Genomic DNA, 15301 nt, shown 5'->3' with positions numbered 1-15301 from the left:
GGAGAAAACTCCTCCCCCTGTGTTGAACCGATCTACGGGGGCCGGCGGGAGATCATCGTCTCGGAGATCTACAAGCGCCGGGACTGGCATCTGCGGCTTCAGCGCGCCCGATTCAGTCGCCAGCTCCTTCACGTTCGCGGGGTTCTGTCGTGTTTCGTGCCCGGTTTCACGTGAATCCATGAGCCGACGGCGATCGTCGTCGGACGAGTTCTGTGCTGGCCTGGAAGCATCGGAAAGGTCGATGACCTCGGCCGGCCGGAGCTCCGGATTTCTCCGCAGATCGGAATGCCTCTGATCACCCCGCTCCTCTTCCGCCTGCTGTGAGTCGGGACTGACAGCCTTAAGAGACTCAGTTCCGATGCTGTCTTCACGAGCGTCGGCGTCAAGGGTGTCGGTCCCAACACCAGGCCCGACAGAGCCAGACCTAGAGGGGCCCATCATGGCCATCGGGTGGCCTGGCGCAGCAGGTCCCTCGTTACTCTCACTTACACGATCAAGCTCGCTGCTCAAATCGCCGATTGACTCACTGAAACTGCCTGGCCGAGAAGCGCCCACCTCAACGACCTGTCCCGACGTCACGTCCGGGTCAACCTCTGCGCCGGGCCCCGCAGCCGAAGGCTCTCCGGAACCTGATGCACTCGCCGACGCAGCAGGACCACCGCCAGCCGCATCCTGCGGAGCACTCTCAGCGAGAACCACACCTTCACTGCTGAGATCCTTGCCCGAAGCCGCAGACGCCAGCTGTCCCGCGCGAGACGATTGGCGCAGTGCTGCTCGATCCATTCGATCGCGAAGTGACGGCCTTCGACCAGGCGAAGTAGCTCCGGCAAGCCCACTAGCTCCGCTGCCTTCAAGCGCCCGGGCTCCAGAGGCCGCCTCTTCGACAGCGCCGCCCTGAGATCGCCCCGGCACCCCAATCCGTGCCGATTCTCCCTCTACCGGCTGGAGCGGCTCGCCCTGCGCTGACCTCACTGGGTCAAGGCTTCCCTTTCGACTAGCCCTCTCCACGCCTTCGTTGGGCGCAGCGACGGTTAAGTGCGCTTCGTCAGCTGGCGAGCCAGACATGCCTGCAGTCTGACCTCCGCCCTGAAGCGACTGATCCGGAGGAGATGTTTCACGGGAAACCAAGCGACGATCGGCCTTCGGCCACCCGAGTCCGTTGGCCATTCGCTTCAGTGCAACCGAGGGCCAGCCCAATTCACTCACCAACATCCCTTCCGTCGACTGCTCCGAGCCCACCCCCGCATGACCCAATCAAGGAGCGTTATCCACAGCCTGCGCCGGCTTGTGGATAATCGAGAAGAGCTTGGCCCCCGCCGATGGATCTCGAGATTGCAAACATCAGAGCTGGTCAGAGCCCAGTTCAACACGTGCGCTGCATACGTCGTGCGGTCAGATACTCATCCACTTGTCCACAACCGAACTCGGCCGCTGTGAATAGATCTGATGGCTGTGCGGTCCCCGGACAGGCACCTGCTGTCGCCGAAGGTGCACTACTCGTGACTGGCCTAGTCAATCACGAAGACGAGACGTTACCTACGAGATCACGCAGGGCGCACCGCAAATCCTCGGACCAGCGCCACTCCCCATGGCCGGAAGCCCGCTGGGTCACACGAGCCCGTCTTGAGCCAAGCGCTCCAAAGCTCGGTTCCACGTGAAACGTAGCCTGCACTTCTAAAAGCACCGCGCATGGAGAATCTCAAACCGCGGCAGTCCCGACCCACCTGAGCTGACAGTCCACACATAGTCGATGCGCGGCCCGGCACCTCAGCTCGACATCAGGCACTCCTTCGGATTACTGGACAGCTGTCAGCTCCGCACCTCCGCACCTCCGCACCTCCGCACCTCCGCACCTCCGCACCTCCGCACCTCCGCACCTCCGCACCTCCGCACCTCCGCACCTCCGCACCTCCGCACCTCCGCACCTCCGCACCTCCGCACCGAAGAGCTAACGCCTTCCCCAAGCAATGTTGGCTCACTCCGTGAATCCTCTTCAGAAGGCGCCCATTCGGCATGGTGCCTTACGCTCGCAAGCTCGCAAACCAATGACGCCTCCAGTCCCTGTCCCTCAGACAGCGAATCGCTCAGGACTAAAAGCGCTATCGATCTCATTGCGCTCAGACCGTCGACTGCACTTCCCAGCCCTCCCAAGGCGCCAACTCGCCTCACTAGCCAGCGGGAGAATCGGCCCCCTCACCGCTGCGACGACCATTGCGTCCTCTCGGTATCTCCATGGGGCACCCGCACAACGGAAATCGCCTATCGCGGCAACCCGCTCTTCATCTCCTCCTCGAACTCTCAATCCCCCTCGTCGCAGGCAAGTGCCTTCTCTCTCCCCCAGCCCGCAGATGATCGGTTCGATGGACTGCCGTTCCACGTGAAACCATCCGTTGGTTTCGTTCAAGCTCCCAACCTCAGCATCACTCTTGCCGTGGGACATCGCTTCGGCGGCCATATGCAGCTGCCGCAGCGAGACGCAGACCGCGCACAGCTTGCGGGCCACGCTCTCCAAGATTGCTGGTGCGGCACCCAATTAGGTTTCCCCGCACATGGCCTATCAGGACTAGACCCAATCTCGTCCCAACAAGACAAGACCATTTAGGCCGGCTTCTTACGCCTCTCATCTGTCAGAGGTGCGGTGCGCAATGGCAAGAGTCGCTGACGCCTAAGAGTTCAGCAAGAACGAAGAATGCGGTCGTCTCATACCGCTGGCCAATATGGGCACCGAAAAATCATCCAGCAAGGTGTCGATCATCCCCTGGGTTGACGCTTCGCGGTCGACCGTTCGACATCCGCAGTGCCAATCTGATCGAACCATTCCTCGCCATCGAGTCTCTTTGCCGCCGCTGGGCCCGATGCGGGCCGATCCTCGTCAATCCTTGCAAGCACCACACCAGGCACACGTACCTATTGGCCGTGCACAACATGAAGGTTTGACGGATCCGACCCAAGGATCCTGAGCGGAGCCTTTCCGGACCCAGTTCACGAACCGCTGCGGATGTGCGCTAGACCGCTTCGAGCTACTCCAACCATGTCGTCAGAACTGGCTACCTGTACCAGTGTGGAGCGACCAACATCAACTCGCGCCGACTCGAAGACACGACAGTGCAACCCACGAACGACTCGCCGCATTCGCGTCAGGGAAGTCTGCGCTTGGGGCGACAACGAGGCCAGGCCACCGCTGCGGCCAAGCAGTCATCGCGTACGGTCATCGCGTTAAAGTGCCCAACGGCCTATCGCACTTCATCAACACCGATACCTCGGCCAGAGAGCTCGATTCTCTCTGCGGGCCAAGCGGTACCGAACGTCCTCACGTCTCACCGATTACCGGCGGACGACAGCGCATGGGACAAGAGCCGTGCTGGCAGAGCCTCTGTGTAGATATCGAGCTCTGCTGCCAGCTGACAATGTCCTGTGCCCTTGGGCGGCAGCGGCAAGAATTGCATGCCGGCCTATATCCCTGAGCAAGTGCCAGCGGATGATTCGCCGTAGATCGATCATGAGGAGCTGTCCCATTCAGCAACCGCTGTGCCCGAGCGAGCTCGCGAGGGCGACCTCACCCCATTCCGGTGACCATCAGAGTCTGGCAAATACGTGCGGCTGCCCTCACCCACGCCTGCGGTCGCCGTCAACCACGATGTCCACAGCTTGTGGATGGAGTGGATGGCTGAGCCAAGACTGCACAAGCCGACCTAGTTCGGCATCCTCCTCCCGCTGTGAAGAACCAACAATCCACAAGAGGTCAACTTATGGCCCCGCGTGGAGCCTGGATCGCGTGTCCGTCCACGGGCTGAACTGCTCATTCTTCCTCTTGCGACGCTTGCAGAGGATTCAAGATCGGATATCCACAAGGGTTATGCACTTGGGGAAAATCGCGTTCTGCTCCAGGCGGTAGAGTCGGTGATCGCACTACGGGGCCATTTCTATCCGTCAAGACGCGGTTGTTGTCGGCTGCTGCTGAACCGGCACGGGCAGAACAGCATCGCTCAACCATGGAACTGTCGGGTCCCGAAGTTGAACAATCCGAACGGTGTCGGCCACGGTCGCCCCATTCAGCACCTCACGTCGAGCGGGACCGACGGTCCGGCATCCGAAGCAGCTGAGGCGAGCATCATCCTGGCTCACCAGAGGGCCGCGGAGGATGAGGCCTGTCGGCGCCACAGCAAGGGATGCTTTTAGTCGTTTCACGTGAAACTTTCCTGCTCGCGGCTACACATCGGCGCCGGGACCAGATTGGCGTCCGCAGCAACCAGTTCTGCGTGACTGTCCAGCATTCCCTGCCGCGCGTGTCATGATTCTTGGCAGAGGTAGTTCCTTGTCTTTCTGACCAGCAAGAGAGCATGTCGATCATGCCTCGTCCTCTCGGCCACCGGTCGGGAAGCAACGGAACATCCTGTCGATACGGCCGGTGAGATGAACTGTCGTCCAAGCCGCCCGCCAGGCGAAGGTCTCTGAGCAGTCCGACGGCACGTGCAAACGTTCAGTTCCTCAAGGCCGGCCTGTCGCCGGTATCGAACCAGGCATCGAGCCGATAGCAGCAGCTCGGCGCGGATCGCCGATCTCACCTAAGGTGCTAGACCAGGCGGCGGCGGTGAAGCTGCGGGCCTAGAAGAAGTCAGCTGTGCACCCCCTGGGCCCTTCGAAGAACTCGAGGTGATCTGTTAGCAGGCGGGCATGTCGACCACGAGGTTCACGAGCCTGAATGGGCAGACGCGAACGCGGGCGCCGGTGGCATGTTCGCACCGAAGCCGGTGCGTGGGCCGTGGCCGATGCCGGTCGCCGAGGCTGCGGAGCCGGTCGTGGTCAAGCGTGCGAAGCGCATTCGGCCTCGGGCATCGTAAGGTCTGAGCGATGGCCCGCTACAAAGGTGATGTCTCCCGGGCAGCGACTCATGCACCGCCGAGGGCTGCTGTTGCTGGCCGCCTATAACGTGAACGGCGTCAGTTGGCTGCTGCCCGTATTCCTCAGTTGGCGCGATCTATCATCACGGAGCGAGCCGGAAGCCGTTCGCGAGATGTCGAGTCCAATCAAGTGAGCCGAGCGCCACCGACGGCGCCTATGGTCGGCATCGCCTCGTCATCCTCTGCCGATTGTCTGAGATGCGGAATCAGCTCCGGCGAGGCATCCGAGGCCTACAGGGAAGAGAGCTCACCAATCGATTGGGTCATTCCATTGGAGTGCCCAGCTCAGCTCTGCTGGTATTCGCTCTCTCCTGTTGCACCGCAGCTCCCCGGCTCTAAAAAGGATCACCCGGTAAACGCGGCAGTCTATGCTGCCGGCACGTAATACCTCTTCATCCACCGAAGCAAGCGCAAGCAGGGCCGTCAGCAAATCTTGCCTGGCCAGTCAGTCCCATTAAGCGTCCCCGCCGGTTCCGCTTGATTGCTGACCCGATTGCTCTCGTTCATTGCTTTGTGACGAGGGCTTCGTCGGCTACTCAGCCACCGCTTCCCGTCTCAAGCCTTGGTTAGCGTCAATGAGGGCCCTCATTCGTCGATCAATCATGATTCATCTTGCGGCTCTAAATACCACGGCCCCAGCCAAGCTTGAGGTCCAGTTGCACTTGCTTGGAGGCACCAGCCATGAATGCTTACAGGGCGGGCCGCAGAGTTGGCAGGCCTTGGTAGCCGGCTTCAGGACCACGTACTTTCCGGGAGTTTTTGAGGCGGCGTCGACGTCGGAGGGACCGAACTCGCTCTCCATGAGGCTGGCCCAAGAAGCGTGGTTGGCGCGGTTTGACTGCCTGCGGCCAGTCTTCGCCTCGTCGGGCATCGACGCCGCTCCTTCTAGGCGGATTCATCTGCCATAGGGAGAGACCCTCGTCTAGGAGTCCTTCACGTCGATGCGGAATCAGCCTGTCCGCGACCGTAGATCGGGTCGCGATGCACTGCCTGGTTTCAGATCGTGCCGTGATGGATGGATCGCCAAGAGCCCGATCTGATCAAATCGGGACCGCGGCCAGCAGGCCGGGTCGTGCCATCTCGTCGATCGGGTATAGCTGGCCCTGAACTCGGAGACCCGTAACACTTCCTGATGCTTGTCCCAGAACCTGATCTTGCCGGTTCCTGTCGTGACCTTGTTCAGCAACAGAGAAGCGCAAGATCGGTGAACTGTGGACGCGCGCTTCCCTCGCCAAGGATCCAGGGCGCCTCGGCACAGATCCGCAGAGCCCAAGAATTCGCTTGCCGTCTCCTCCGGCTAATCGAGGGTTGTGAGCCCCGCCGATCGCGCGGGTCACGGCTGGGTCCGGGATCAATCGCCAGTGGCCGTGTAACGAGCGAACGCATTGCCATCATGATTCGGTCACGCACGCAGGCCTCCGACCCGGTGAAGAAGGGTTATGGCCCGTTGATCATCGCCCTCTCGCATGGCGCCCGAGTATCGTGCAAGCTCATCAACCCAGGGTGTGTGGCGGCGGTCTGGGAATCGAACCGTCTTGCCTCCGACCGCTGCAAGTGACAGCGGTGTTCACACGGTCCGCGCTTCCAGCGTCCTGCTCGCGCCCGCCATCAGAAGGGTTGCTTGAGCCACGAGTACGCGGTCTGGAAGGACCTGTCGTGGGATCCGCTTATTGGGCGGCGACCTGAAGTTGCCTTGCATGTCTGTTTCACGTGAATCCTTCGCGAAGGTTCAAGGCTGAAGGACCAGGCCCGTTGTCTTCGATCTCCGGGCACTCAGCTCCAGCGCTATCTCAATCACTGCACTTCGGCTCACCACGACTGTGGCCGTGACATCGCGAACTAATCGTGCTCGATTCGCGCGAGTGACGCGTGGCGAGCGGCATACCTTAATCCAGCAGCGCTGCTAGGGCGTGTTTCACAAGTGGCTCTGCCGGTTTGATGCAGTCGTGATGCAGTAAGGAGTTTCGTTCCCAGGAGACAGGCGAGGTCTCCGTTTGCCTGGTTCAACGGCGAAGAAGAACTGGGACAAACGGAGGCCTCTTGAGCAGGATACCTGTGTCTGGGCGGGCTGATCTCACGGATGCGCAGTGGTGTGTCATGGAACGGGCGTTGAGGCCGTTACTACAGGTCAAGGGCCGTCTGGGCCGGTGGGGGCGACCGCCGAAGTGGACGCGGAGGCAGTTGATCGACGGGATCCGCTGGCGGATCCGGGTCGGAGCGCCGTGGCGTGACGTGCCGGGCGAGTACGGCTCGTGGCAGCGGGTGTATGGCGTGTTCCGGCAGTGGCAGCGGGCTGGGATCTGGGCCCGGCTGCTGGTCACCTTGCAGTCGTGGGGCGATGCGAACGGCAGCATCGTGTGGGAGGTTTCGGTCGACTCCACGATCGTGCGCGCGCATCAGCACGCGGCCGGCGCCCGCCGTGATGCGCAGGCCCAGGCCGAGCCGCCCGGCCCACCCGGTCGGCCGGAACCGGCCGATCATGCGCTGGGACGTTCGCGGGGTGGTTGGACGACGAAGCTGCATCTGGCCGCTAAGCAGGGCCGCAAGGTGATGTCGGTGATCCTGACCGCGGGCCAGCGCGGGGACTCTCCCCAGTTCCAGGCGGTCCTGGAGGCGATCAGGGTGCCCCGGCCGGGAAGGGGCCGGCCGCGTTGCCGCCCTGATGAGGTGCGGGCCGACCGGGCCTACACCAGCCGGGCCAATCGCTCCTACCTGCGCAGACGCGGTATCCGGGCCTGTATCCCGGTCAAGAGGGACCAGGCAGCCAACCGCAGAGCCAAGGGCCGCCACGGTGGACGGCCCCCAGCCTTCGACGCCGAGTCATACAAGAAACGGCATGCGGTCGAGTGCGCCATCAACAAGCTCAAACAGCACCGCGCCCTGGCCACCCGCTACGAAAAGCTGGCTCTGCGCTACGAAGCCGTGGTCCAGATCGCCTGCATCAACATCTGGCTCCGCGACTTACAAAACACGCCCTAGTAGCCGACCGGTAGATGTTGGACGATGGGTCGTGGATTCACCACAGACGCGGCTGGAGCACACGAACCATGTGCGATTCCAGCGCTAATGATCAAGATCAGCAATCATGCACGGGCGAAAGTTCGGCCCCGTCCGACGGTGCGCTACGGCAGGCCGGCCGAGGGGCCCTCGCAGTTGTGATATGCCATGGGGGCTCAGACATATATCGTGCCGCCGATTGATTGACGGCTAGCCGCACCATGATTCATCAGGTTAGGCGTGCGACGAAGTACGCGAGCAGAGCTTCACCTTGCTCGACTTGGCGACTCCGCAGTTTGGGCCTCCGAGTGCGTCCTGATCTGTGCCCGTGCCAGGGTGTCGGAACATTGGCATGTTTCACGTGGAACGTGACGACGCTGACTTCTGCGGCCCCAACCCATGAGCCCGGCTCACTAACATGACCATTGGACTAGGTAAGAGCGTCGGACCATGCTTGGGATCTTTACGCGCCTTGGTCGGGGCCGGATCATCGCGTCGACAACGGTGAATCGAGGCTTCATGACTAGTACAGGCCTTCCGGGGCCTGTTGTATCGAACTGCGGCAGCAGCATGGGCGAACCCTTCGTTTCTCGCCTCTCATGCCTCGTGCTCCGGGCATCGATCAACGCCGCTCGGCGTGGTGCGGTACCAGTTTCACGTGAAACGCCGACGCACTTCTTGTCGATGCGAACAGCATTTGCGCAAGCTCAGTGATTCGCTCTGATTCGCTGGCTGCGATCGTTGACTCGATCAGTCCAACATCTGAATCACGCATACTCTCCTCGTCATGCCTATCTGTTAGTTCCCAAATGCTGCGCATTCAGTTGAACATCGGAACAGAGCCGAATCTGCGTCCAAGACCACCCAGCTTCGCTATGAGACAGAGCGCAGAACGCCGGCTGGCCAACTCGTGGACCCGTGGGACTGCCCGCCTGAGTCTTGCGGGAAGAGAAGCGTCGCTGAGCAGGTCCAACCGCTCGCCGCTTTCCGAGACTGTCCACGATCTTGCAGTCGCTTGGAGCCTGAGTCATGGCGGAATCATGACTGGAGCCGTGGTAATTGGCTAAGACGCCTCTTGGATCAACTGCCACTCGAATGCGAAGTCATGGTTTTGGTCAAGGAGAGAAACCGGCCGGCCTCCACCGACGATGGACTTCTCCAGCAGGAGAACCTCATGTCTTGGATGCTGGCTTCCAGAACGCCCCAGTCAGCCTAAAGATCGCCGGTCATCCTTTCGCTTGGGCAGGCAAGGTGCGTCAGTTGCAAGGACATGAATCGCCCCGGCCAGCGGGTCTCTCGTCGACCAACCCAAATCAATTACTTCATGGACCTCGCCCACATGACTTCAGGATCGGGACACTGGCCAGTCCCCGCGGCATCAGCTAATCCTTGGCCAGTGTTGCGGGTGTCCGGACCCTACCCGTGGGGACTTCAGACACTGTCGTCGGAAGGCTGCTCCGCAGGTGGGAGGGTCGATGGCCCGTCAGCTGAGAGCGCCCAGTCGCGCAGGTGGAGGCCAAGCGCCTGGCGCTCTCTTCAAGGTCCCCTCAGGACCAAGAGATTGGTTAGGCCTAGCTGCAACACCATTCAGGCAGCTTCACTCACGCAGGCGTCACTCAATAAGGAGGGTGCGGACACGCATCATCAGGGCTTCGACTAGCAGGGCACCTGGGTCTTGATTCACGTGAAACGTCAGGATGGCTCATGTACTCGGCATGAGCTCCGCGACCAATGCTGGGCAGGCGTGCCGCCGCGCGGCGCTGAAAAGCTGGTTGCTTGAGAGCCCGGTAGAAGCTTCGAACACCCGGATCGCCAGCTTGAGGGCTTCTTGAACGGGAAACAGGGTGCCTGTCCCAGCGCCGCGCCGGAGCTCGTGATTCACGTGAAACGAAGCCGCATCACCTGAGCGGTCAGCAAGCACTAGGACGAACATCGAAGAGGCACGTCCAAAGATCCAAGACCCTCCCGCATACACACTCCGCTGCCATGCCGTACGTGGTGAAGGGCGCAAGCAAGTCAGGAAGCTTCAGGTGCTCAGGAGTCAGTTAAGCGCATAGGTCGGGCCGGCCCGGGGCGGGATCCCGAGAGCCAGAAAGCCAGAGAGCCCGAAGGCGTATCAGCCCACCGAAGCCCCTCGGTGAGCCCAATCGCGAGATTTAGGTCAACTTCCCCCGACTCGAAGCATCGAGTGCCTCAAATCAGCCGTAGCGGCCCTCTGGAACACTTCTCATGCTCTTCTGCTCACCAAGGTTGACCAAGAGCTGCTGACAAGACATAAGACGCCTGAAACGCCGCTCGCCCGGATAGCACGCAAACCTCGGGGGGATCAGCTCCTCATTCGCGTGCCCGCTCTTCTCTCCAACACCAGACTGAAGCTGGTCGCGGCCGTCCTGGCCCAGGCCGGAGGAGACGCCTTCCTGAAACCGGCTAATGCAACCAAGCGAATTACAGGATCTGCGGCATGCAGATCAGCGCTGTGCAGCTCTGCGTCAGCAGAAGGAAGACTGCGTAAGCAGGCCAGAGCTCGGAGAACTTGTCATTCGTCCACAGGTGAACATCGCAGTTCGTAACAGGTTCGTCCACACAGGGCCTGTGCATAAGCGTCGTCCGTCGACGGCTTCAACCCACCCCACCACAGGTTTTTCCACAGCGCTGTGTAGATACAGGCGCTCTGTGGTCGGCCGCTCAAGCAGTGCCTAGGACACCCGCAGGGTCAGGAAACGCGCAGGTCAAAACCTTGCGCGTCATGGCAAAGGGCTTCACAGCCGCAGAGCTCGACTGTGGGAAGGGCTTTGAAGTACACAACCCAACACGAGTTATCCACACCTCTGCCCACAGGCTTGAGTGAGCTGCGTGAATACTCGAGGGACGACGAACTTTGGCAACGTAAAGTAACGACGACCGGGAACTCGGCGTTATGGGCGCTAACGCAGCGAGGGCAGGGATCAGATTCTGATCCCTGCCCTCGCTGTGGTGCAGCCGGAGCTGAGCTAGCGGCGCTTGCCGGTCGACGAGCCGCCCGCAGGAGATTTCTTCTTCTTAGGCGCGCCTGAAGCCGCAGCGGCCTTCTTCTTGGGCAGCTGTCCCTGGCGCCCCGCCACGATGCGTACAGCAGTGGTAGGCGTCTTCAGCACGGCTTCGCCGCACCGCACGACCTCGGACGAAGAGGCTCCTAGCTCAGCCAGCACATCGCCGGCCGCAGCGAGCTCCTCCGCCGCCGTGTCGCCCTTGATCGCCAGTAGTTGCCCGTCCTTGTTCACCAGTGGCATGGACCAAGCCGCCAGCGTGGGAAGTGCCGCAACAGCGCGTGAGGTGACGACATCGAAGTGCTGCTTGGACTCCGCGACGATGTGAGCCTTGGCGCGGATGATTTCAACGTTGGTGAGGTCCAGTTCGGCGATGATCTCGCGCAGCCACGTGGTGCGGCGCAGCATCGGCTCGATCAGGTAGACCGTCAGGTCGGGGCGGGCGATGGCAACCGGGATACCAGGAAGACCAGCGCCACTACCGACGTCACCGAGTTCAGCGTCGGCCGGAACCAACTCTTGCAGAACGGCGCAGTTCAGGAGGTGACGCTCCCAGATGCGCTCAGCCTCACGCGGACCGATCAATCCACGCTCGACCCCAGCGGTGGAGAGCGCCTGGGCGTACGCATACGCGAGGTCGAGGCGGGGCCCGAACACTGTCCGGGCCGCAGCCGCCTCTTCCTCTGTGGGTTCGATGGACACTGAGGTCAGGACTCGGCCGGCAGGACGACGACGTGCCGGTTGGGGTCGACGCCTTCGGACTCGCTGCTGAGGCCGGCCTCGGCCACCACGTCATGGACGATCTTGCGCTCGAAGGCGCTCATGGGTTCCATCGCGACGGACTTGCCCGAGGTCTTCACCTGCTCGCAGACCTTCGTGGCCTTCTCGGTGAGCTGAGCGCGACGCTGGGCGCGGTAGCCGGCCACGTCGAGCATCAGGCGGCTACGCTCTCCCGTGCTGGCCTGGACCGCCAGGCGGGTGAGCTCCTGGAGAGCCTCAAGCACCTCGCCGTTGGAACCGACGAAGCGACGAAGGGAACGCTCGTTGCCGCCGTCGCTGACGATCGCGACCGAAGCGCGGCCGTTCTCCACGTCGATGTCGATGTCACCGTCGACGTCCACGATGTCGAGGAACTCCTCGAGGTAGTCGGCCGCGACCTCGCCCTCTTCTTCCAGATCCTTGATGGAGGCCCGGGAGCGGGAGGACCGCTTTGAGCCAGCGGCAGCGCCAGCTGTCTCAGCGTCTTCCTCGGAAGCCTCGGCAGAGTCGCCGGGAGCCGTCGTGGGCTCCATGTCGTCCGCGGGACGGTCCTGCACTGTCACTGCTTCGGCCTGTTCGCCGCTCTCCATGAACCGTCTCCTCACATCGCAGCCGGCTCGCCGAACGGCAAGCCTGGCACCGGTCGTCCCCAACGACCGGCCACATGAATTCCATGTTGTCTGACGAACGATTCGCGACTGGAACCCTCCCCGGAGGAAGGGTTCCAGTCGCGACGCCGATTGTTCCCGGCGTTAGTTGCCAGGACTCCCCCGGCCTGAGGGCCAGGAGATGCCCCACCTTACGTTTCGGTCACTTTTCCACGCGCACGGCCCTGCGCCTTGGATGCCTTCTGGTTGCCGTTCTTCTGCCGCCCGGACTTGGGCTTGACCGGTGCAGCCTGCTGCGCGGCCTCTTCCGGCGAACCAGGCTCAGTCGCTGACGAATTCTCGTTCGCCTGCTGCGAGGCAGAAGCCGCCGGGGCACCGGACTTGGATCGCTGGCTCTTGGTCTGCTTCTTCGGCTGGACGCGCTGCGCCGGCTGCGGGGCCGACTCCTCGTCCGTCTCGTCGACCGCGGGTGCGGCGCCGAGGCCCAGGAGCGGCTTTCCACGCTTGGCACGACGCTCGTTCAGGGCCTTCTCGGCGGGTGAACCCGGGGCCGGCATACGCCGGATCACGTAGAACTGCTGCCCCATCGACCAGACGTTCGTGGTGAGCCAGTAGAGCAGCACACCGATCGGGAAGTTCACCCCGGACACCGCGAACACCAGCGGCAGCACGTAGAGCAGGATCTTCTGCTGCTGCGCGAACGGGTTGTCCAGAGCCGACGCCGGCATGTTCTTCATCATCAGCTGGCGCTGCGTGGTGAAGGTGGCGACCGACATCATGATGATCAGGATGACCGTCAGGATCTTGGTGCCGATGTCGGTGGACCCGAGGAAGGTGTCCGACAGAGCCGATCCGAAGAGGGTCGAGTTGTCGAGCTGCTGGCGCAGCTCGGCGCTCAGCGGGCCGATGGCCATGTCGCCGTTCAGCACCCGGAACAGGGCGAAGAAGATCGGCGCCTGGAGCAGGATCGGCAGGCACGAGGCGAACGGGTTGGTGCCCGTCTCCTTGTACAGAGCCATCGTTTCCTGCGTCATCTTCTGACGGGACTCAGGATCCGTCTTGCCCTTGTACTTGTTCTGGATCTTCTTCAGCTCGGGCTGGATCAGCTGGAGCCCGCGGGAAGCCTTGATCTGCTTCACGAACAGCGGGATCAGGACGATCCGGATGACGACCACCAGGCCGACGATCGACAGCGCCCAGGTCCAGCCGGATGCCTCGGGCAGGCCGATCGCGCTCCAGAGGGAGTGCCACGCCACCATGATCCAGGCGACGACGTACTCGAGGGGTCTCAGGATCTGCATCGGCTCCTCGCCGGATCAGGCGGCACGTCGCGGGGTGGACGGCGCGCAGTTCTGGTCAGTGGGAGCCACCCGGCGGTTCGCCCGAGGCTCAGGCGAGTCGGGCTCGGCAGCGGGTGACGCCGGAACGGCAGAAGGAGTGGCTGGAGCAGTCACCCCGTGCTCGCATCCGGCCTTGCTCCTGACCGGTGGAACGTGGTCGACACCACCCGGGTTCCAGGGATGGCAGCGCAGAAGACGCCGGGCGGCCAGCCAGGACCCGCGGAGGGCTCCGTGCCGCTGCACGGCTGTGAGCGCGTACAGCGAGCACGACGGATAGAAACGGCAGGTCTCGCCGTATATCGGGGAGACCAGCCAGCGGTACACGGTCAGAAATCCGATGAGCAGGAGCCTGGGGACGCCGATGAGCCAATGAAGGCCGCGGCCCAGGAGCCCCGCGCCGCGGCGTAAGGCTCTCTTCGCCGGCAACTCAGCCACGAGGGCCCCCGGGCCGGCGCCCTGAGGCACCGCCACCGGACGAGTTGCGTAGGGCGGAGGACAGCGCGCTGTCGAAGTCGGCTGCGAGATTCGGTGAACCTGCGGCAGCCGGATTCGCCCGCACCACGACGAGCGCGCCCGACGGCAAGGCCGCCAGGCGTTCTCTCGTGATGTGACGCAGTTGCCGCTTCACGCGATTCCTCACCACCGCCGGGCCGACCGCTTTCGACACGACGAAACCAACTCGTGCCGGAGAGGCCGGATCCGAACCGGTGCGGTTCAGATGGATGACCAGGGTCTGCCGACCGGCGCGACGGCCTTTGCGCACGGCAGTGGAAAATTCACTGCCGTGACGCATCCGATGAGCGCTGGGAAGCACCCCGAGACCGAGACGGTCGGGTCAGGCGGAGAGTTCCGCGCGACCCTTCCGGCGGCGGGCGGCCAGGATGGCGCGGCCGGCGCGGGTGCTCATACGCAGGCGGAAACCGTGCGTCTTGGAACGGCGCCGGTTGTTCGGCTGAAACGTCCGCTTGCTCACGTGAGGACTCCCAGATAGTCAGTGCTTAAGTAGTCGGCGCGGCCGATGACGGAATGTCATGACGACCGCTGACACCGACCTCCATCGGACGCCCACACGGGTTGTGTGGACATGCGAAGAGAGGTCGCCGTCAAGCCCTCTCACGGTACGGGCGCACACGCCCTCGGTCAAACTCATCCACAGGGCGGGGCTCGGCTACGGCGCTCAGTCGATCAAAGCACCGATCAAAGCCAGGATCAACGCAGCTTTCCTGGCACCACACGGGTGCGGGTCCGATCGGGTGCTTCCCCTGGCTCGGGTCGGGCGGTCGACGGCACCGGGACTGCACCCCGGCCCGTTCTGCCCGGAAGTCGCCGCCACCTGCGGATCAGTGCCTGCTTGCGGGATCGGATCGGATTCCCGAAGTTATCCACAACCTGGCTGGTGGGACCGGGCGTACCGGATTTGGCGGGACACCGCTCGACGCACGGGACGGTTCGTGCCGCACCCATCCGGCGGCCCAACGGGCTATGGTCCTCTCTTGCGCTTCCGTGACCCGCAACGACACGCCGAACTGGCTGGTCATTGACTTCTGGGGGATTCGCAAACCGGGTGCTGCCGCCGACGGTGGAGGGGGTGCCCGGCGGGTTCGACCGGGCTCGAGTGCACACTTGACCGGTCCGGCCTCTCGTTCATACACAGGGTGTGGACAACGCTG

7 protein-coding genes are annotated in these 15301 nt (G+C 62.8%); 1 reads left to right on the top strand and 6 read right to left on the bottom strand.

What is annotated here, in order from left to right; genetic code table 11:
• Nucleotides 1-6941 precede the first annotated feature (6941 nt).
• Complete coding sequence (locus tag KIH74_RS20200; RefSeq protein ID WP_281418032.1) at nucleotides 6942-7880, top strand: IS5 family transposase; 939 nt, start codon at nucleotides 6942-6944, stop codon at nucleotides 7878-7880.
• 3008 nt (nucleotides 7881-10888) lie between these two features.
• Here KIH74_RS20200 and rsmG read toward each other — a convergent pair.
• The 6 genes from rsmG to rpmH all read right to left on the bottom strand — a co-directional run bounded on the left by rsmG (nucleotide 10889) and on the right by rpmH (nucleotide 14604).
• Nucleotides 10889-11626, bottom strand: coding sequence for a 16S rRNA (guanine(527)-N(7))-methyltransferase RsmG (gene rsmG / locus KIH74_RS20195; protein ID WP_214157562.1), 738 nt, complete (start codon nucleotides 11624-11626; stop codon nucleotides 10889-10891).
• A 5-nt stretch (nucleotides 11627-11631) separates the two neighbouring features.
• On the bottom strand, nucleotides 11632-12273 hold the full coding sequence (locus KIH74_RS20190; protein ID WP_246572735.1) for a Jag family protein: 642 nt from the start codon (nucleotides 12271-12273) through the stop codon (nucleotides 11632-11634).
• A gap of 209 nt (nucleotides 12274-12482) precedes the next feature.
• On the bottom strand, nucleotides 12483-13592 hold the full coding sequence (yidC, locus tag KIH74_RS20185) for a membrane protein insertase YidC (protein ID WP_214157561.1): 1110 nt from the start codon (nucleotides 13590-13592) through the stop codon (nucleotides 12483-12485).
• Nucleotides 13593-13607: 15 nt separating this feature from the next.
• Nucleotides 13608-13994, bottom strand: a complete 387-nt coding sequence (gene yidD, locus KIH74_RS20180; protein ID WP_214157742.1) for a membrane protein insertion efficiency factor YidD — start codon at nucleotides 13992-13994, stop codon at nucleotides 13608-13610.
• Nucleotides 13995-14058: 64 nt separating this feature from the next.
• Nucleotides 14059-14445, bottom strand: coding sequence for a ribonuclease P protein component (gene rnpA, locus KIH74_RS37855; RefSeq protein ID WP_308113920.1), 387 nt, complete (start codon nucleotides 14443-14445; stop codon nucleotides 14059-14061).
• Between the two features lie 21 nt (nucleotides 14446-14466).
• Nucleotides 14467-14604: a 50S ribosomal protein L34 gene (rpmH, locus tag KIH74_RS20170; protein ID WP_052528269.1), complete on the bottom strand. Its 138-nt coding sequence runs from the start codon at nucleotides 14602-14604 to the stop codon at nucleotides 14467-14469.
• Between the last annotated feature and the right edge of the window lie 697 nt (nucleotides 14605-15301).

The organism is Kineosporia corallincola (genome assembly GCF_018499875.1).
Classification (GTDB): domain Bacteria; phylum Actinomycetota; class Actinomycetes; order Actinomycetales; family Kineosporiaceae; genus Kineosporia; species Kineosporia corallincola.
This window is presented reverse-complemented; position numbering and strand designations above follow the sequence as displayed.

What these genes read in the sequence shown, in the direction of transcription:
- KIH74_RS20190 (WP_246572735.1), bottom strand. Translation starts at nt 12,273, where the DNA reads ATGGAGAGCGGCGAACAGGCCGAAGCAGTGACAGTGCAGGACCGTCCC.
- yidC (WP_214157561.1), bottom strand. Translation starts at nt 13,592, where the DNA reads ATGCAGATCCTGAGACCCCTCGAGTACGTCGTCGCCTGGATCATGGTG.